The organism is Pelistega indica, from assembly GCF_000506865.1.
Taxonomy (GTDB): Bacteria; Pseudomonadota; Gammaproteobacteria; order Burkholderiales; family Burkholderiaceae_B; genus Taylorella; species Taylorella indica.
Map to the genome: position 1 here is coordinate 1 of NZ_AYSV01000098.1, position 20,236 is coordinate 20,236.

Here is a 20,236-nt window from a genome sequence, read left to right on the forward strand (position 1 = left end):
CATGATTTTCAGTCAGCTAAAAGTCTTTTACAAGTTTTTTCTTGTAGGTCTAGGCATACAGGCCACCACGAATAAGCTGAATAACTTGTACAATAAATTCAATTTCACGAATTCCGCCTTCGCCTAGTTTAATATTTTGCGAAGTATCTGTACCAGAACGATTAGCCGCTTTTTTTACCCATTCCTGACGTATTTGCTCACGTAATTTTCTTAATGACGCCAAGGCATCAAAGTCAAAGTATTTACGATAGACGAATGGGCGTCGTAAACTCTCTAAAGAATGAATGTCTTTTTCGGGATCACTATCTGAGAAAAATTTTACCGGAATGACGCGTGCTTTTAACCAAGCATAACGCTCCCATTCTCGACCTTGTGTGATTAAGTAGCTTTCTAAGGCATCTAGGCTCCAAGCCAAAGGACTACCGTCACCGTCTGGACGTAGGCGAAGATCTGTCCTAAATACAAAGCCGTCGGCATCAGGGTCTGAAATAATTGGCATCATTCGTTGGGTTAATTTGCCATAGAATTCATGATAACTAATAGGTCTTCTGCCAGTTGTCTCTCCCTCTGCACCATAGAGCATAATTAAATCAATATCAGAAGAAACATTTAGTTCTTGTCCTCCTAACTTTCCCATACCAAGTACAATCATTTCCATGGGGAGATTACTTAGTGGGTCAATAGGTACGCCATGAGCATTAGTTAAGTCTTGCATGACTGAACGATAAGCCATTTGTATAGCAATATCTGCCATCAATGACATGGCAGTTACTACTTCTTCTAAAGAGGCAATTTGATTGATATCTCTAACAATAAGCGTTTGGAAAATACGGTTTCTTAATTTACGAATGATAGAGCGGCAAGTCGCTACATCTACTGCTGGTGTATTGTTCAATGAACCCCCTAATTCAGTAAGCCAGTTCATTATCTGATCTGGCGTAACAGGGGTTTGGATATCTTCTAGTAATTGTTCACGAAGCTCTGGACGAGAATCTAAGCGTCTTTTAAGAAAATGGGACCAAAGTAAAGAATTTGTTAAGCTTTCGTTCATTTTTAATCACCAAACTGAGAAATCTATTCAACGTTATATAATAGTTTAAATACCAAATAAATTGATAATCAATAAGGTTTGTTTTGAATAAAGTTTTTAAATTACTTTTATATTTTTTCTGCAGCTGTTTGGTGCTTATGACACTACTTATATTGGTAGGGCGGTTTTATTTGGCTCCAAACATTGATAATTGGCGTCCAGAAATTATTCAATGGTTGCAAAAAAATGTACATCCTTCATTGCAATTTGAAAAAATTGTTGTGGATTGGGAAAAAGGCCTTATTCCTCATTTGCAGGTTAAGCAAGCATCATTAAGTAATGAAAAAAATAATGATGATGCAAAAATCGGTTTATTAGAATTAGCGATATCACCACGTTCTTTACTGATGTTTAAGCCTGAAGTTAGTAGTATTCGAGTATCAGATGCTGAGTTAGTGGTTGAACGCAATAGTGAAGGAAGAATATTGCTAGGAGGAAAACTCTTAGCTTCCCAAGATGGCAGTTTAAAAGTTAAACCAATGTCAGAACAGGATATGTTAGCGACTCTCAAACCTTGGCTTTCCTGGGGATTTGAACGCTTACCACAAAAAATCCTTATTGATAGTAGTCGTATTGTTTGGCGAGATAAGTTAGTCAGCGGTGTGGAGGATTTGGTTTTTGAGCCGGTGTATTTTAATGCTGAACATGACCAACAAAAATTAACAGTAGACTTACATATTAGTCCCCCAAAAAAAGCGGGTAGTTTTATTCTGCTAAATGCTAATGTAGATAAACAAGGTAATGGGTTTGTTAATATTAATTGGAAAGATTGGTATCCTCATTATTTTAAGAATTGGGTTGCTTTTCCTCTTATATTCCAGACAGGAAAAATTAAAAATGCAGAGGCTCATTTTACGTTTAATGAATTGAATATTACTGACTTTACGACACATTCTCAGTTAGAGGATTTTGTATTTCAAGATAAAGAGAGTGTAGGGGGGAAATTCCTGTTAAGTGGTAAAAATATTAGCGTAGATTTTTCTTCCAAAAATGGCTTAAGTAAACCTTATCAATTTGCATTGGCATCAGATGATTTACATATTGAGGCGAATGAGTTTTTCCGCCATCCTATGCAGGTTAACAAGGTGAGAATAGAAGGTGTATATAACTTACTTGAGGGCGATATACCAGAAGTGGTTTTTAATCATGCACACTTAGAAATTCCAAAAGGGAAGATGTCAGTGACTGGTTCGTGGCGATTTGATCCTCATAGTGATAATGGAATTGTTGATATTAACGCCAATGTCTCACGGTTAGAATTGAGCCAGTTAGCAAATTATCTGCCTAAAACGATTGATGCAGATGCCCTAGATTGGTTAGAAAAAGCATTTTTGCAAGGGTATGCAGAAAATGCTGAGATTAGTGTCAAGGGCGTTGTTGACCATATTCCCTTTGGAGAGCATGCATCGTCAGGTGATTTTAGAATCAAAGGGGATGTAAGGGATGTGCAATTACACTATCATCAATTTCCCGCAAGAGAAAATACCTATTGGCCTGATATCTATGTCAAGGAGGGGACTATTGATTTTAATCGTGGCAATATTCTGATTAAAGGTCCACAATTATCTTTTAATCCTGAATTAGCATTATCCAAGCTAGCGACTAATGATGCTCAAGTAGAAGTTAATAATATTGAGAAGAATACAAAAGTATTAATCAAAACTGGTATAGAAACCAATGGTGATAGTTTTTTAAAATTTTATCGTCATTCTCCGTTAAGACCTTTATTAAATAAGGTGTTAGATAAAACGAAAATATCTGGAGAATTAAAAGGCAACTTGGACTTAACGATTCCTATTATGGATCCAGATAAGACCAAAGTGGATGCTCAATTTGATGCATATGATACCAGTTTCCAATTTTCACCTAACCACCCTACATTGATGCATGCAGATGGAAAAATAAAAATTAATGAAAAGCATGTTGAAATTGAAAAAATTAATGGAAAGTTACTTGGTGGATCAGCTACTCTACAAGGAGGAATTGGTGCTAAAGGAGATATACTTCACGTAAATGGTAAATTTACGGGACAAGGACTAAGAGACTTTTTACCGTTAAAAGGATTGCATCGTGTACAGGGAGTGGCAGATTATGCCACACAAATCCATTTCTTAGGTGGTGATTTATTAGATGTAAATGTGCAGAGTCAATTACAAGGTTTATCAATAGATTTGCCAAATGGTATGGGTAAATCTGCTTCGCAAAAAACACCTTTGTCAGTAAAGCTTATTGCTCCAAAGACACATCAATATGAACAATTAAAAATAGACTTTAAGGATTTTGTACATATTGTTTTTGAGCATAAAAATAGGTCTATTAATGCCTTTAATCGAGGCGTCATAGCAATTAATAAGCCAGCGAAACTACCAGTAGATGATTTATCTATCGATGCCTTAGGAGGAGACTGGGATATTAATGCATGGTTAGATATTGTAGATGAATTTTCAACCTATAGTAGTGGTTCCTTACCTGTGAAATCTACTTCGTCGTCATCAGCTAAACCATCGTTATTCCCATCATTGCGACAAATTTCAGCTAAGGTCAATTCCTTAAGTTTGTTCGATGTCATAGTGAAAAATATTCAGGCTGTTGGGCAGTTACAGGCAAATACTTGGCAATTTAATTTGGATTCTAATGATATTCAAGGGGATATTAGCCTGAAATCTTTGCATGGTCGTGTAGAGCGTATTGATGCTGATTTAAATAGAGTAAGTTTTAGTGCGAAAGAGAATTTTCCTTCTTCAACTGATACAGATGATATTTCTAGTAAAACCTCTCGAGTTGATTTAATGGATATTAATGGAAAAATTAAGCAACTCTATTGGAATAAACAATTAATAGGCAGTATTGATATTAATAGTAAAAGGATCTCTAAAGACCAGTGGCAACTTGATAGTTTACGTGTTAGTAATGATGTAGCGAGTCTTTTTGCTACAGGGCAACTAATCAGTGATACGACTAAAACTGGTATGCAAATGAAGGTGAATATCAATACGGTCAATATGGGTGATTTTTTAAGTTATTTTAACTATAAAGATTTTATGAAGGCTGGTACTGGTTTTGCTAATTTGGAGGTGGCTGCTCCAGACGTTCGTCACATTCGTGTAAAGGATTTGGATGTGAGTGGTAATGCGCAAATTAAACATGGTGCTTTATTGACACTAGATACTACAGCGACAAAAGCATTGGCACTTATCTCATTACAGTCTTTATCAAGTCTTGCAAACTTAACCACAAAAACACCTAGTGTGATGGGGAAAGGCTTACCATTTGATTTTACGCGAGCTTTTTTTGAACTAAAAAATAATCGTTTTTATGTGAGTGATTTTCGACTGGATAGCCCTATATTGGCAATGGCTGCTGTTGGCAATACAGAGATTGCAAGCAAAAAACTAAACTTTCAAGTGGCAGCGATTCCTAAAATTGAAATGAGTGGAACAGCGGTTCTTGCTGGGATCATTGTTAATCCAGTAGTCGGTCTAGGCGCTTTTTTATCGCAATGGCTATTATCAGATAGCCTTAATAGGGCATTAACAACTTATTTACATGTTTCAGGTGATTGGGATAATCCATTAATTAATGATCAACCGTTGCCGAAGGATGAAGAGTTGAAAGATGAGAAACAACAAAAGAATATTGATGCACTTTATCGTAACTAAATTGCAGTTATTATCGATAAGGAATGCTATGATTACATCACAAAATAATCAATGATAATAACGAAAAAATTAGGAGATACTGCTAATGTTAAGTGTATTTGATATATTCAAAATAGGTGTAGGCCCATCTAGTTCTCATACGGTTGGCCCGATGATTGCGGCTGTGCGATTTGTCAATCGATTAGAAGAAGCTAATCTCATACCAGATGTGGCTCGAATCACCATTGAGTTATTTGGCTCGTTGGGTGCAACGGGGTTTGGTCATGCTAGTGACAAAGCTGTTATGGTGGGGTTGCATGGCTATTTACCTGATGAAGTGGATTGCGATATTATTCCCGCCTTAGTAGATAAAATTAGCTAGCCAACATAAAATTTCCTTATTGAATAAACAGGAAATAGCATTCAATCCTGATAAAGATATTATTTTTAATTGGCAAGAGACATTGCCACAGCATCCTAATGGTATGCGTTTCAAAGCGTTTGATGCTGATAATACGTTGTTGATGAAAAAAGAATATTATTCTATCGGTGGTGGTTTTGTGATGAATTGTGATGGTTTAAAAGTGAACTTATCGCCAGATGTCGTTGTACCATATCCTTTTAAGACGGGGGATGAGTTGATGGAAAAAGCTACTAAGAATAATCTTAGTATTGCTCAACTCATGATGGAAAATGAGAAGGTCTATCTACCTGAACAGCAAGTACGTGAGAAATTGTTAGACATCTGGTCTGTTATGCAAGCTTGTGTGAAAAGAGGCTGTTCACAAGAGGGTGTTTTACCGGGTGGTTTTAAAGTAAAACGACGAGCACATTCTCTTTATGAAACGCTAAAATCACGCCCCGAGGAATCTTTACGAGATCCTTTGGCAATGTTGGATTGGGTTAATTTATATGCGTTAGCCGTGAATGAGGAAAATGCGTCAGGTGGGCGTGTCGTGACAGCACCGACTAATGGTGCTGCTGGGATTATTCCTGCTGTAATGCATTATTATGATCGATTTTTGTCACCGAATAACCAACAGGGTATCATTGATTTTCTATTAACAGCAGGCGCAATTGCGATTTTATATAAAGAAAATGCTTCTATTTCTGGGGCAGAGGTCGGTTGCCAAGGTGAAGTAGGTGTTGCTTGCTCAATGGCAGCAGGGGCTTTAGCCGCTGTTCAAGGGGGAACGGTACAGCAAGTTGAAAATGCGGCTGAGATTGGTATGGAGCATAATCTTGGTATGACTTGTGATCCTGTGGGAGGGTTGGTGCAAGTGCCTTGTATTGAACGCAATGCTATGGGGGCTGTTAAAGCTATTAATGCTGCACGCTTAGCCTTACGCGGTGATGGACAACACCTAGTATCATTGGATAAAGTGATTTTGACGATGAAACAAACTGGCGCGGATATGAAGTCAACGTATAAGGAAACCTCACAGGCAGGTTTGGCGGTTAATATTCCAGCGTGTTAGTGTGATTTACTTAGAAAAATAATCACAGCGTGATTGGCTTAGAAAGGGAGCAGACAAAGCTCCCTTTGTTTTAGATAATAAATTGTTTAGTGAGTGGCTCTTTTGAAAACGATAAAATCAATTAAGAAAGCACCCACTGTAGATAAACCGGCAATAGCTGACCAGTGAGCGTGTCCGTGATTACCAATTACTAATAGTACGGTAGCAGAACCAAATAAAGCACCAAAAACTGCACGAGTGGCTAGGTAAGCCCAATTTTCATCAGATAATTTGCAATTGCCGTTAGAGCGGAAACGGAAATTTTGATGATCCAAGAAACATGTTGCTACTGATAGAAAAGTACCAAAAGCACCAAAGAATAAAGCAGTGAAGCTGATAGACCAGGTAACTAATAGAATGAATAAGCCGATAATAATTAAGGCAATAACAAAAGTGCCATTACTAAATGGAGAAGGGTGATTGGCTACCTCTGTTTGTGTGGTATTTTCAGCAGAATAATTAACTGTTTCAGTAGATTGTTCAGGTGTATCTTGCATAAATAACTCCTTTAGTACTTTAGTATTTAGTAATTAGAATAAGATAGTATGCTTAGCCCATTATAAAACATATATAAGGTTATCATATTGAATACGGACAGTTTATTATAGCTATCTCATATGAAAATTAAATTAAATCGTCTTATTATCGTTTCCCTTTTGGCGACTATGATGAGTGCTTGTACCTACTATGGTGGTGCAGGTGTGAATAATAGTGGTTATGGATGGTCGTTAGGAACAGGAGTGGCATTTTAGTTTTTAGAGGCTAATTATCCTAAACATCAAGTAGTAGATGAATTTAATCACTCTCTAGATAATTGTAATTTTAATAAAGTATTGATTTACAGATATTTAAAAAAAAAATTCGGATAAAATAGAGAGCTATTCATGTTTTTTTTTTATTAAAAGTAAGGTTAATTAAATGCAACCAACAGTAGAAACATTAGAAGGTTTAGAACGCCAAGTTGATTTAGTCGTATCATTAGACGACATTGAAAAAGAAGTAAAAACACAATTACAACGTGTGGCTCGTACAGCTAAAGTTCAAGGCTTCCGTCCAGGTAAAGCACCTTTGTCTGTTATTGAGCGTAGTCATGGTCCAAGCGTACGTTATGACGTATTAAACCAAAAAGTTGGGCAAGCATTTGATGAGGCAGTTAAGGCAGCTGGTTTACGTGTTGCTGGTGTCCCATCTATGGAACCAAAAGAGGGTGCTGCTGAAGGTACTGTAGCGTTTGTCGCTAAATTTGAAGTTTTCCCAGAAATTACATTACCTGATTTTTCAAGTATCGAAGCAACTCGTGTGACAACAGAAGTTGGTGATGAACAAGTAGAAAGTACTTTAGATATCTTACGTCAGCAACGTGCTAATTACGAAAAAGTAGATCGTGCAGCACAAGATAATGACCGTGTTACTGTTGATTTTGTAGGTAAAATTGACGGTGTTGAGTTTGAAGGTGGTAAAGCAGAAGCTTTCCCATTCATTCTTGGTCAAGGTCGTATGTTGCCAGAGTTTGAAGCAGCAGCAAAAGGCTTAAAAGCAGGTGAAGAAAAAACTTTCCCATTATCTTTCCCTGAAGATTATCAAGGTAAAGAAGTAGCGGGTAAAACAGCTGAATTTACTATCGTGATGAAAGAAGTTGCAGAGCCAGTATTACCAGAAGTTAATGGTGAGTTTGCTAAATCGTTAGGTCAAGCTGACGGTGATGTAGCTAAATTGAAAGAAGAGATTCTTAAAAATATCCAACGTGAAGCTAAAGCACGTGCATTAGCTCGTACAAAATCAAATGTATTTGATGCTTTAGTTAAAGTATCAACGTTTGATGTGCCAAAAGCGTTAATTACTGATGAAGTGAATTCTCGCATTGCCCAAACACGAGAAGAGTTAAAAGCGCGAGGTATGCCAAATGCTGATACATTCGAAATTCCGTCTGCTGCTTTTGAAGCAGAAGCCGATCGTCGAGTTCGTTTAGGTCTGTTATTAAATGAAGTGGTGGAAAAAGAGAATTTACGCCCAACAATGGATCAAGTTCGTGCTCGTATCGAAGAGTTTGCTCAAAACTATGAGAAACCAGAAGAAGTAGTGGCTTATTACCTAAGTAATAAACAAAGCCGTGCTGATATGGAAAACTTAGTGCTTGAAGATAATTTAGTGGATTTTGTGCTTTCAAAAGCGAAAGTTACAGACTCTAAAGTTGATTTCAAAGAAATTATGGGACAAGTATAATGACTAGCCGTTTTACCGATTTTTATGCGTCTTTGCATGGTGATGAGTCGGTGAGACCGACCAGTCTGGGCTATATTCCAATGGTAGTAGAGCAGTCTGGTCGTGGAGAGCGTTCTTATGACATCTACTCTCGTCTCCTTAAAGAAAGAATTGTATTTTTAGTGGGTGAAGTAAACGATCAGTCTGCTAATCTTGTGGTTGCTCAATTACTTTTCTTAGAGTCAGAGAATCCTGAGAAAGATATCTCTTTGTATATCAATTCTCCAGGAGGTGGTGTTTATGCTGGCCTCGGAATTTATGATACGATGCAATTTATTCAGCCAGAAGTTTCTACGCTTTGTACTGGTTTTGCAGCTAGTATGGGAGCATTCTTATTGAATGCTGGAGCTCCTGGCAAGCGTTTTAGCTTACCTAATTCGCGTATTATGATTCATCAACCTTTAGGTGGCGCGAGAGGGCAAGCGACTGATATTGATATTCAGGCACGTGAAATCTTATCGTTAAGAGAGCAATTAAATCAAATCATGGCGAAACATTCAGGACAATCCTTAGATGTTATTCGTCAGCATACCGAAAGAGACAAGTATATGAGTCCTGCGGATGCATTAGAGTTTGGCTTAATTGACAGAGTACTTGAAAAGCGTTCAGCGCTTTAAGGTTCTAAAGGGTTAACATTTGTTAATTTAGATGGTCGGTTAACGCCGACCTCTTTTATTTATAGAAAAAATCATATGACTGATAAATCTTCAAAAAACGAACGTTGTTCTTTCTGCCATAGTACAAAGGCAGAGGTTAAAAATTTAGTTGCAGGTCCTTCAGGACTTTATATTTGTAATAATTGCATCAACGATTGTTTAGAACTCATTAAATCAAATGATAAGAAACAGGCACAGGTAGGTGACGAAGCTCCTTTACCTACTCCTGTAGAAATTAAAGCATTTTTGGATCAATACGTTATTGGTCAAGACCAACCTAAACGTCATTTAGCTGTTGCAGTATATAACCATTACAAACGAATTCGTTATGCTGATAATCAGTTAGATACTGAAAATGATGATGTAGAATTAAGCAAAAGTAATATTTTATTAATCGGACCAACTGGTTCTGGTAAAACATTATTAGCACAAACGTTAGCTCGTCAATTGAATGTACCATTTGTGATGGCAGATGCTACTACTTTGACTGAAGCAGGCTATGTTGGCGAAGATGTCGAAAATATTATTCAAAAGCTATTGCAAAATTGTGATTATGATGTGGCAAAGGCTGAAAGAGCGATTGTATATATTGATGAGATTGATAAAATTTCTCGCAAATCGGATAATCCATCAATTACACGTGATGTATCTGGTGAGGGTGTACAACAAGCATTGCTTAAATTAATTGAAGGTACTGTGGCTTCTGTGCCTCCACAAGGTGGACGCAAACATCCTAATCAAGACTTTATTCAAGTGAATACAACCAATATTTTGTTTATTGTAGGTGGTGCGTTTGATGGCCTTGAAAAAGTTATTCAAAATCGAACAGAGAAGTCTGGGATTGGTTTTGGAGCGAGTGTTCAAAGTAAATCAGAAAAAGGTGTAGGCGAGTTATTTAATGAAGTAGAGCCAGAAGACATTATTAAATTTGGTTTGATTCCCGAATTAGTTGGTCGTTTGCCTGTCGTAGCGACTTTAAAAGAACTAGATGAAGATACTTTGGTACAAATTTTGACTGAACCCAAAAATTCATTAGTTAAACAGTATCAAAAATTATTTTCGATGGAAGGTGTTGAATTAGAAGTTGAGCCAGCAGCATTAAAGGCAATTGCTAAAAAAGCTCTAAAACGTAAAACTGGTGCCAGAGGATTGCGTTCTATTCTAGAGTCATCACTGATGAATATTATGTATGATTTGCCGTCACAAAAAAATGTAGCGAAAGTGATTCTTAATGTTGATGCCATTGAATCAGGTAAGGCGCCAGTATTAGTTTATAAATAAGACTTGAAATTTAGATACAAGCCACTATTTAAGCTACTTGTAGAAAACTTATTTTAAAGGATTTCAATGTCGACTAATCGCAAATTTCAAATGCAAAATACAGTTGAATTACCATTGCTTCCATTACGTGATGTAGTTGTTTTCCCGCATATGGTTATTCCTCTTTTTGTGGGACGCCCTCGTTCTATCGGAGCACTTGAAAAGGCAATGTCTGAGACTAACCATCAAGTTGTATTGGTCGCTCAGAAATCTGCAAATAATGATGACCCAGGTCCTGATGATATTTATGATGTCGGGGTGTTGGCAAACGTATTGCAGTTACTTAAATTACCAGATGGAACCGTCAAAGTGCTTGTTGAAGGCAAGCAACGTATACTCGTGCGCGAGATAAAAGAAGTGGATACGCATTATAGTGCTAGAGTTGAAGAAGTTGAGGTGGATGATACTCGTACACCCGAAATTCAAGCATTGATGCGTGCTGTACTTGAACACTTTGATCAGTATGTCAAAGTTAATAAGAAAATTCAACCAGAGGTATTGGGCAATTTACAAAGTATTGATAGCCCAGATCGTTTGGCTGATACGTTGGCATCACATTTAACGGTTAAGCAAGATAAAAAACAATTATTACTTTCTACCTTAGATGTGACAGAGCGCTTAGAACAAGTGCTTAGCATTGTTGATACTGAAATGGATATTATGCAAGTGGAGCGTAAAATCCAAAGTCGTGTCAAGAAACAAATGGAAAAAAGTCAACGTGACTATTACCTCAATGAGCAAGTTAAAGCTATTCAAAAAGAATTGGGTGAAGGTGAGGATGGCGTTGATTTTGAAGAGTTAGAGAAGAAAATCGAGGCGGCTGGTATGCCTAAAGAGGCAAAAGAGAAAGCCACAGCTGAACTCAAAAAATTAAAAATGATGTCACCGATGTCGGCAGAAGCGACAGTGGTGCGCACCTACGTGGATACGCTAGTTAATGTCCCTTGGAAGAAAAAATCTAAGGTGAATAATTCATTGGCTAATGCTCAGTCGGTTCTGAATGAAGATCATTATGGTCTTGAGAAAGTGAAAGAGCGTATTCTTGAACATCTTGCGGTTCAACAACGTGTGACTAAGGTTAAAGCACCAATTTTGTGCTTAGTAGGACCTCCTGGTGTGGGTAAAACGTCATTAGGACAATCCATTGCTAAGGCGACTAACCGTCAATATGTACGTATGGCGTTAGGTGGTGTTCGAGATGAATCAGAAATTAGAGGTCATCGCCGTACATATATTGGAGCAATGCCAGGCAAAATTATCCAAAATATGACTAAAGTTGGTGTTAAAAACCCTTTATTCTTATTGGATGAAATTGACAAAATGGGTATGGATTTCCGTGGTGACCCAGCATCTGCCTTGCTTGAGGTGCTAGATCCAGAACAAAATCATACCTTCCAAGATCACTACTTAGAAGTAGATTATGATTTATCCGATGTGATGTTTGTGGCGACAAGTAATACCTTGAATATACCACCTGCATTATTGGATCGTATGGAAATTATTCGTCTTGCTGGTTATACAGAAGATGAAAAATTACATATTGCTAAAGATCATTTGCTACCGAAATTGATGACAAATAATGGTCTAAAAGAAAATGAGTTGGTGATTCAGGATGAAGCTATTTTAGATATTATTCGTTATTACACCAGAGAAGCAGGGGTGCGTTCTCTTGAACGTGAAATGAGTAAGATTTGTCGTAAAGTTGTCAAAGAGATTTTATTGGCAGGGGCTGATAGTAAGGAAATCGCAAAACCTAAAAAAACAGCCGCACGTAAAGCGACTAAGACACGAACTATTACTGTTAATAGCAAAAATATTGAACAGTATCTAGGGGTGCACAAATTTACATTTGGCTTAGCTGAAAAAGACAATCAAGTTGGGCAAGTAACTGGTTTAGCGTGGACAGAAGTCGGTGGTGATTTATTGACTATTGAAGTCGCTGTCGTACCTGGTAAAGGTGCAATTCAACAGACAGGCTCTCTCGGTGATGTGATGAAAGAGTCAATGATTGCGGCACGCACAGTTATTCGTTCTCGAGCACATCGTTTTGGATTGGCTGATAGTCTTTTTGAGAAAAAAGATATGCATATTCACGTCCCTGATGGAGCGACACCTAAAGATGGTCCATCTGCTGGTATTGCAGTGACAACTGCTTTGGTCTCAGCTTTTACAGGTATTCCTGTTAAAGCAAATGTGGCAATGACTGGTGAGATAACCTTAAGAGGTGAGGTATTAGCAATTGGTGGCCTTAAAGAAAAGCTACTAGCTGCACATCGTGGTGGTATTACGACAGTCTTGATTCCACATGAAAATGTGAAAGACTTAGTGGAAATTCCAGACGCCATTAAAAATAGTCTTGAAATTATTCCTGTTAAATGGATAGATCAAGTACTAGAGGTAGCTTTGGAACGTATGCCACAAGCATTAACAGAGGCTGAAGTTGCTGCACTTAATATGGTTGAATCTGTTAAAGGAGTACAACCTATAGAGGTTAAAAAAACGAAAACTCGTCGTGTAGCTAGTCACTAGATCAGGTCATTATTAGTAAAAAGTCTAGTCATGGGCTGATTGCTTAGATGTGAACGGTTTATCTAAAAAGTGATGAAAAGGACTGCTGACTGTATTTAACAGATGGCAGTCCTTTTAGTTTTTACCTACATCATATCTGTGAGGTTTTCTTCTTTAGTTAATAGGAGAGGGGAATGTACTATTTTCTGTAGCGGCAGGTTTAGGGAAACTAGCGTTATCATTGCCAGATGCCGAGTTGGATGGTGTGCTTTGGCTTTGTGTTGTTGGACGAGTCGTAGCTGGTTTAGGAAAGCTACTATTTTCACTAGTAGTACTATCATTACTATTTAAAGGTAGCGTTTCCACATTACCCACACGAATAGAGTTTTTGGGGGCTGATTCAGTGGTAGCATTATTTGCAGGTGCCGTGGTTGTATTGTCGGTATTGGTGATTGCAGTGCTATCAGTGGTTGCTGGGGCAGTAGGTACGGTTGGTAATGCTTGTTTTAAATGAGGATTTTGTTCAAGTACTTGGCCTGCTTCTTCATTGCTGCTGTTACCTACATTGACGTCATCAGTAGTATTATTTTGGTTAGCTGTATCAGGGACTTCAGTATCTTGCTCTGATGTTGTCGCTTCCGTTGTTGCTGGTGATGTTGCTGTAGTTTCTACTGTCTCTGGTGGCGTAGCTGGCGTGATAGTTCCACTGACCGTGTTTTGAGGGGTATCCGTAGATTCTACAGGAGGGATAGATGCTTGATCTGGTCGAGTGAATGCACTATAAAACGTACTAACAATAAATAGGAGTATAGCAATAGAAATGGCTAAAAAAATAAGTGTTATGGCTTTTTTACCCATGTGAGTAATCTCCTGTTCGTTTTAAGACTGAATTGTCTATTTTAAGGCTATATTAGTTCAAATACATAAAATTTGTTTGTCATATACCACAAGTCTTTACAAAATTTAGTAGTTTTTCGGGAGCAAAACCCGCTAAGGCGTGAATATCATTAAGAAAACTGCTAGAATCATTATATTCTTATCTTCATATATAACCGATTTATGAGCACATTTTTCACGAACTAACTCTAGAATAATTAAATTCTGGCCGCTCGTGCTTTGCTCTGCATTGGTGTTATTGATAACGCGGCTACCATTCAAGGTGTCGCGTTTTTTATTTTTAAGGTTTAATAGATGATTCAGATTACTTTACCTGATGGTTCAAAACGAGAGTTTGAACAAGCAATTACAGTAGGCGAAGTTGCGCAAGCAATTGCACCTAGTTTAGGGAAAGCCGCACTAGCAGGCAAAATTAGCACAGCAGGTAAAAGCACGTTAGTTGATACGAGTTATGTTATTAAGGAAGATACTGACCTTTCTATTATCACGGCCAAAGATCCAGAGGGATTAGATTTGATTCGTCACTCAACAGCGCATTTATTAGCCTATGCAGTTAAAAGTTTATTTCCTGATGCACAAGTGACTATCGGTCCTGTAATCGAGAATGGCTTTTACTATGATTTTTCATATAAGCGCCCATTTACGCCAGAAGATCTCGAAAAAATTGAGAAAAAAATGGCTGAATTAGCTAAGAAAGATGAGATAGTGACACGTGAGGAATGGTTGCGTGATGATGCTGTTGCATTTTTTAAATCACAAGGTGAAAACTACAAGGCGGAGATTATTGCCTCTATTCCAAGTAATGAGACAATTAGTTTATACCGAGAAGGTGATTTTATTGATTTGTGTCGTGGACCCCACGTGCCATCAACAGGAAAATTAAAAGTTTTCAAATTAATGAAGGTTGCTGGCGCTTATTGGAGAGGCGACTCAAAAAATGAAATGCTACAACGTATTTATGGTACGGCTTGGGCAAGCAAAGAAGAACAACAAGCTTATTTAACGATGTTAGAAGAGGCTGAGCGCCGTGATCACCGTAAATTAGGTAAAGAATTAGATTTGTTCCATTTCCAAGATGAAGCACCAGGATTAATTTTCTGGCATCCTAAAGGATGGAGAATTTGGCAACAAGTAGAACAATATATGCGCCAAGTTTATATTGATAATGGGTATCAAGAAGTTAAAGCTCCTCAGATTTTAGATTTAAGCTTGTGGAAAAAAACAGGTCACTGGGATAACTATAAAGAAAATATGTTTACGACAGAGTCAGAAAATCGTGAATATGGTTTAAAACCGATGAACTGTCCTGGACATGTGCAGATTTATAATGCAGGTCTACATTCTTATCGTGAATTACCTATCCGTTATGGTGAGTTTGGTCAATGTCACCGTAATGAGCCATCAGGTTCATTGCACGGAATGATGCGTGTGCGTGGTTTTACTCAGGACGATGGTCATATTTTCTGTACAGAAGATCAGTTGTTGAAAGAGTGTGCAGACTATACGGCTTTATTACAAAAAGTATACAAGGATTTTGGCTTTACGGATATTTTGTATAAAGTTGCTACTCGTCCAGAAAAACGCATTGGTGCTGATGAAATTTGGGATAAAGCTGAAGAGGCTTTAATGGAAAGCTTACGCCAATCTGGTTGTGAGTACGAAATTTCTCCGGGAGAGGGTGCCTTCTACGGTCCTAAGATTGAGTATACGCTTAAGGATGCGATTGGTCGTCATTGGCAATGTGGTACGATGCAAGTAGACTTTTCTATGCCTGTACGGTTAGGTGCAGAATATGTTGATGCTAATGATCAGCGTAAGAATCCAGTTATGCTTCACCGTGCTATTTTAGGTTCATTGGAACGTTTTATTGGTATGTTAATTGAGAACTATGCGGGTGCTATGCCACCATGGTTATCACCAGAGCAAGTGGCTATTTGTCCAATTTCGGAACAATTTAATGACTATGCGCAAAGTATTTCTGATCAACTAAAAGCCAAAGGCTTTAGAGTGATAGCGGATTTACGTAATGAAAAAATTACTCGTAAGATTCGTGAAAATAGTTTACAGAAGATCCCTTATATTTTAGTTGTAGGTGAAAAAGAGCGCGACGCTAATGCGGTAGCTGTACGTGCACGTGGAAACCTAGATTTAGGGGTTTTATCTGTTGAAGATTTTATTAAACGCTTAAGCAATGATGTTGCACAACGCATTGATGTAAAAGCGTAATGTATTTATTAATTTTTTAGGAGTTATAACATCGCAACCGAAAAGACACACCAAATTAATGGTGAAATTCGTAGTCCAGAAGTACGTTTAATTGGTATTGATGGTGAGCAATTGGGCGTTGTTTCTATTAAAGAAGCATTAGCTAAAGCAGATGAAGCAGATACTGACTTAGTTGAAATTGCTCCAAATGCAACACCACCGGTATGTCGTTTGATGGACTATGGCAAGTTCCGTTATCAAGAGCAAAAGCGCTTACAGGAAGCCAAATCTAAACAAAAAGTGGTTCAGGTTAAGGAGATTAAATTCCGTCCTGGTACTGACGAAGGCGATTATCAGGTTAAATTGCGTAGCCTGAAGCGTTTTATTGAGGATGGTGATAAAGCCAAAGTTACTCTGCGTTTCCGAGGTCGTGAGTTAGCACACCAAGAACTTGGTATGAAGGTATTGGAGCGTGTTAAAGAAGATTTGGGCGATATGGTGAGTGTTGAAGCAATGCCTAAACTAGAAGGCCGTCAAATGGTCATGGTCGTTGCGCCTAAGAAAAAATAAAGATTACTAGGTAATAGGCTAAGAGTAGCTTATAATATTAGGCTTAGAACATCGGGTAGCAAATCTGCTACCCTATTGTTGTTTGTTCAAACAATAGCGTGGAGTTAAGAAATTCATGCAAGTATTATTTATAATCGACTCAATTGACACATTGAAAGCCTACAAAGATAGTACGGTGGCAATGATGTATGCGTTGAGTGCAAAAGGGCACGAACTTTTCATTACTGAACAAAAAGATTTATATATTAATGGACAAGTTTTTGCTAAAACTCAAGCGATTCAAGTTATTGACGGTGCTAATTTAGAAGAGCACTCTTGGTGGCAAGAAGTTGGCAGTGTCCAAGAAACGAATCTAGCTGATTTTGATGCAGTCATCATGCGTAAAGATCCTCCCTTTAACATGGAGTATGCTTATAGCTGTCATTTATTGGCTTATGCAGAAAAATTTGGTGCCAAGGTGTTTAATACTGGCATTGCGATGCTTACACACCCTGAAAAATTGTCTATTACTGAATTTAGTCAATTCACCTCTCCAACATTAGTGTCTAAAGATATGGCACGAATCAAGGCTTTTCATCAGCAACATGGTGACGTTGTTGTTAAGCCATTAGATGGTATGGGAGGAATGGGTATTTTCCGTTTAGGTGCACAAGAGCCAAATTTAAGTTCTATTTTGGAATTATTAACCAAAAATGGCACAGAAACGATTATGGCTCAGCGTTATATTCCTGAAATTGTTAAAGGGGATAAGCGTATTTTAGTTATTAATGGACAAGCGGTACCTTATTGCTTAGCACGTATTCCTTTGGCAGGTGAAACTCGTGGTAATTTAGCCGCAGGTGGACGTGGTGTAGCACAACCATTGAGTGAAAGAGATTGGGAAATCGCCAATAGTTTAGCGCCAATATTACGTGAGCGTGGACTGTTTTTAGTAGGACTTGATGTTATTGGTGATTATTTAACCGAAGTAAACGTCACTAGTCCAACTTGTTTTGTTGAGATTACGCAACAAACAGATTTTGATGTTGCCGCTTTCTTCGTTGAACAACTTGAACAGGTGTTGAGTAAATAATATGAAAACATTAATTGTGGTAATTGCTCATGTACCTTTAGCATCGGCGTTAAAAGAAGTGGCTCTTCATGTGTTTGCACAAGCTAAAGATATTCTTGTTTATGATGTAGCAGCAGATGAAGATCCAGAGCAATTACAACAAAAGCTCAATGCGGATATTCAAGAACAATTATCAACTTATCAACAAGTGATTATATTTAGTGATTTGATTGGTGCAACGCCTGCCAATACAGGATTTAAAATTGCCCAAGCCTTAAATCATCAACAAGTATCTAGTGAGTTTTTTGGTGGTACAAATGTTTGTATGTTGCTTAATGCAATTCGTTATAATGATTTACCGCTTCAAGAATTAAAAACAAAAATTCTTGAAGGAGGACAAAAGGGATTGCAATCAATAGATTGCTCCTGTCAATAATAAAGATTTGGTGTTGGAGTAAACATGCCTTCAGTGGATATTGAAATTAGTAATAGATTAGGGTTGCATGCTCGAGCAGCCTCTAAATTAACACAATTAGCCTCTACGTTTAAAAGTGAAATCTTTATCTCTAAAGGATCACAACGCGTAAATGCCAAAAGCATAATGGGTGTTATGCTTTTGGCAGCAGGTAAAGGTATGACAGTCACTATGGATGCTGAGGGTGAAGATGCTGATGCGGCATTAGTTGCTTTAAAAGCGTTATTTGATAGTCGTTTTGGTGAGCCAGACTAAACAAAAAAGAGAGAATAAAGGGTATGGAGCAAAAAGAGACTGATAATGTCACTGCTGTCATGGCGTTACACGGTAAGGGAGTTGCCAAAGGTATTGCTATTGGACAGGCTGTGATAATGGGTGCTGCCTTATTAGAGGTGAGTCATCACTTAATTGCTCCCGAAGATATTGAAAGTGAGTGCGTACGCTTAGATAATGCACTACGAGCAGTGTTTAATGATCTAGAGTATATCAAGAATAATTTACCAGCAGATGCACCAATAGAGTTAGCACCCTTATTGACAGTACATAGTTTATTGGTTGCAGATCCTTTATTAGCTAGTGAGACCAAAAATCTTATTCGTCACCATCGCTATAATGCCGAATGGGCCATTACAACACAAGGGCAGGTCTTATCTAAACAATTTTCCCAAATGGAAGATGAGTATTTAAGAGAACGGGCGAGTGATGTTAATCAAGTCATTGAGCGTGTATTGTCTTTTTTATCGGGCGTCAAGAGTTTTGATTTAAAAAGTATTCAAACAGAACAAGTGACTGATTTACCCTTTATTGTGGTGGCTCATGATATTTCTCCTGCCGATATGCTTAATTTACGAGATAAGCATTTTGGCGCTTTTGTCACTGATGCTGGTGGGCCGACATCGCATACGGCTATTGTCGCGAGAAGTATGCATGTTCCTGCTGTAGTAGGGATGAAAAATGTACGATCGTTGGTCAAGGATAGAGACTTGATGATTGTAGACGGTGAAGCTGGTTTAGTGATTGTAAATCCATCACCACTTATTTTGAGTCAATATTGTCGCTTACAAAAGCAATACGAGACAGAAAGAGAGTTTTTATTGCTTCAAAAGGATGCTCCAGCTGTTACGGTTGATGGCGTACACATTGAATTAGAGGCGAATATTGAGCTTCCCGAAGAAGCTAAACTAGCCTTAGAAATGGGAGCAACGGGTATAGGTTTATATCGTAGTGAATTTTTATTCATGAATCGAGAGCAGTTGCCAAGCGAGGATGAACAATATGAAGCCTATTCTTCTGTGCTCAAAACAATGGGTAACAAGCCTGTGACGATTCGTACCTTGGATATTGGTTCAGATAAAAATTTAAATGATGAAGCAACTGTAGCTGTTAACCCTGCATTGGGCTTGCGAGCGGTAAGATATTGCTTAGCACATCCGGAAATGTTCTTAACCCAATTAAGAGCGTTATTAAGGGCGTCTGTGCATGGGCGATTGCGCATTTTGATTCCAATGATTTCACATATGCACGAAGTATTTGCTGTCAAGCAATATCTGGAGCAAGCACAAAATGAACTAATGGCAGAAGGGTATAGCATCAATGATAATATTGAACTAGGGGCGATGGTTGAGATTCCTGCTATTGCTATTGCTATAGAACCTTTCCTTAAAGAGTTAGACTTTGTTTCTATAGGTACTAATGATTTAATTCAATATACTTTGGCGGTTGATCGTGTTGATGATGAAGTGGTGAATTTGTATGACTCTGTTCATCCAGCGGTACTCAGACTTATTCATATGACGATTCAGGCAGGTGATAAAGCAGGGAAACATGTTGCGGTGTGTGGTGAGATGGCGGGAGATGTATTATATACTCGGTTATTGTTGGGTCTAGGGTTAAAGTCTTTTTCTATGCATCCTCAGCATATTCCGGACATTAAACAAATTGTGCGCCATGCCCATACTAATGTATTACGAACAAAAGTAGCCAAAACACTTAATCATGCTATTGCCATTGATTTAGATGAGGTTAATGCGAGCTAACAACTATAGAA

14 protein-coding genes and 2 pseudogenes are annotated in these 20,236 nt (G+C 38.0%); 13 read left to right on the top strand and 3 right to left on the bottom strand.

Going from position 1 to position 20,236, the window contains the following annotated elements:
• Positions 1–61 precede the first annotated feature (61 nt).
• Positions 62–1,051 (bottom strand): annotated as a pseudogene (locus V757_RS23910) ([protein-PII] uridylyltransferase family protein); the annotation flags it as partial.
• Positions 1,052–1,134: 83 nt separating this feature from the next.
• On the opposite strand from V757_RS23910, the gene V757_RS23915 reads away from it, so the two are divergent.
• A complete protein-coding gene (locus V757_RS23915; RefSeq protein WP_452425607.1) occupies positions 1,135–4,749 on the top strand; it encodes a YhdP family phospholipid transporter in 3,615 nt (1,204 codons plus the stop codon).
• An 85-nt stretch (positions 4,750–4,834) separates the two neighbouring features.
• Positions 4,835–6,206: pseudogene (locus V757_RS23920) on the top strand (L-serine ammonia-lyase).
• An 86-nt stretch (positions 6,207–6,292) separates the two neighbouring features.
• Here V757_RS23920 and V757_RS23925 read toward each other — a convergent pair.
• Positions 6,293–6,742 carry a hypothetical protein gene (locus V757_RS23925; protein WP_023951942.1) on the bottom strand — a complete coding sequence of 150 codons (450 nt, stop codon included), beginning with the start codon at positions 6,740–6,742 and terminating at the stop codon, positions 6,293–6,295.
• Between the two features lie 120 nt (positions 6,743–6,862).
• On the opposite strand from V757_RS23925, the gene V757_RS29655 reads away from it, so the two are divergent.
• From V757_RS29655 to lon, 5 genes are all read left to right on the top strand, one after another.
• Entirely contained in the window at positions 6,863–6,997 is a 135-nt protein-coding gene (locus tag V757_RS29655) for a hypothetical protein (RefSeq protein WP_256330959.1), read from the top strand.
• Positions 6,998–7,163: 166 nt separating this feature from the next.
• Entirely contained in the window at positions 7,164–8,468 is a 1,305-nt protein-coding gene (tig, locus tag V757_RS23930) for a trigger factor (RefSeq protein ID WP_023951944.1), read from the top strand.
• Positions 8,468–9,124: an ATP-dependent Clp endopeptidase proteolytic subunit ClpP gene (gene clpP, locus V757_RS23935; protein WP_023951946.1), complete on the top strand. Its 657-nt coding sequence runs from the start codon at positions 8,468–8,470 to the stop codon at positions 9,122–9,124. The genes tig and clpP overlap by 1 nt, the downstream gene beginning before the upstream one ends.
• A gap of 75 nt (positions 9,125–9,199) precedes the next feature.
• Entirely contained in the window at positions 9,200–10,444 is a 1,245-nt protein-coding gene (clpX, locus tag V757_RS23940) for an ATP-dependent Clp protease ATP-binding subunit ClpX (RefSeq protein ID WP_023951948.1), read from the top strand.
• A 90-nt stretch (positions 10,445–10,534) separates the two neighbouring features.
• A complete protein-coding gene (lon, locus tag V757_RS23945) occupies positions 10,535–13,012 on the top strand; it encodes an endopeptidase La (protein ID WP_147628872.1) in 2,478 nt (825 codons plus the stop codon).
• 153 nt (positions 13,013–13,165) lie between these two features.
• On the opposite strand, the gene V757_RS23950 is transcribed toward lon, so the two are convergent.
• Positions 13,166–13,849 carry a hypothetical protein gene (locus V757_RS23950; RefSeq protein ID WP_023951952.1) on the bottom strand — a complete coding sequence of 228 codons (684 nt, stop codon included), beginning with the start codon at positions 13,847–13,849 and terminating at the stop codon, positions 13,166–13,168.
• Between the two features lie 333 nt (positions 13,850–14,182).
• Here V757_RS23950 and thrS point away from each other — a divergent pair, with 333 nt between their 5' ends.
• The 6 genes from thrS (at position 14,183) to ptsP (ending at position 20,225) form a co-directional block, all read left to right on the top strand.
• Positions 14,183–16,114 (top strand): threonine--tRNA ligase, encoded by a 1,932-nt coding sequence (gene thrS / locus V757_RS23955; RefSeq protein ID WP_023951954.1) that lies wholly within the window; start codon positions 14,183–14,185, stop codon positions 16,112–16,114.
• 30 nt (positions 16,115–16,144) lie between these two features.
• On the top strand, positions 16,145–16,663 hold the full coding sequence (gene infC, locus V757_RS23960; protein ID WP_081710688.1) for a translation initiation factor IF-3: 519 nt from the start codon (positions 16,145–16,147) through the stop codon (positions 16,661–16,663).
• A 115-nt stretch (positions 16,664–16,778) separates the two neighbouring features.
• Positions 16,779–17,735: a glutathione synthase gene (gshB, locus tag V757_RS23965; RefSeq protein ID WP_023951958.1), complete on the top strand. Its 957-nt coding sequence runs from the start codon at positions 16,779–16,781 to the stop codon at positions 17,733–17,735.
• A gap of 1 nt (position 17,736) precedes the next feature.
• A complete protein-coding gene (locus tag V757_RS23970; RefSeq protein WP_023951960.1) occupies positions 17,737–18,150 on the top strand; it encodes a PTS sugar transporter subunit IIA in 414 nt (137 codons plus the stop codon).
• Positions 18,151–18,174: 24 nt separating this feature from the next.
• Entirely contained in the window at positions 18,175–18,444 is a 270-nt protein-coding gene (locus V757_RS23975; protein WP_023951962.1) for an HPr family phosphocarrier protein, read from the top strand.
• Positions 18,445–18,467: 23 nt separating this feature from the next.
• On the top strand, positions 18,468–20,225 hold the full coding sequence (gene ptsP / locus V757_RS23980; protein WP_023951964.1) for a phosphoenolpyruvate--protein phosphotransferase: 1,758 nt from the start codon (positions 18,468–18,470) through the stop codon (positions 20,223–20,225).
• Positions 20,226–20,236 lie beyond the last annotated feature (11 nt).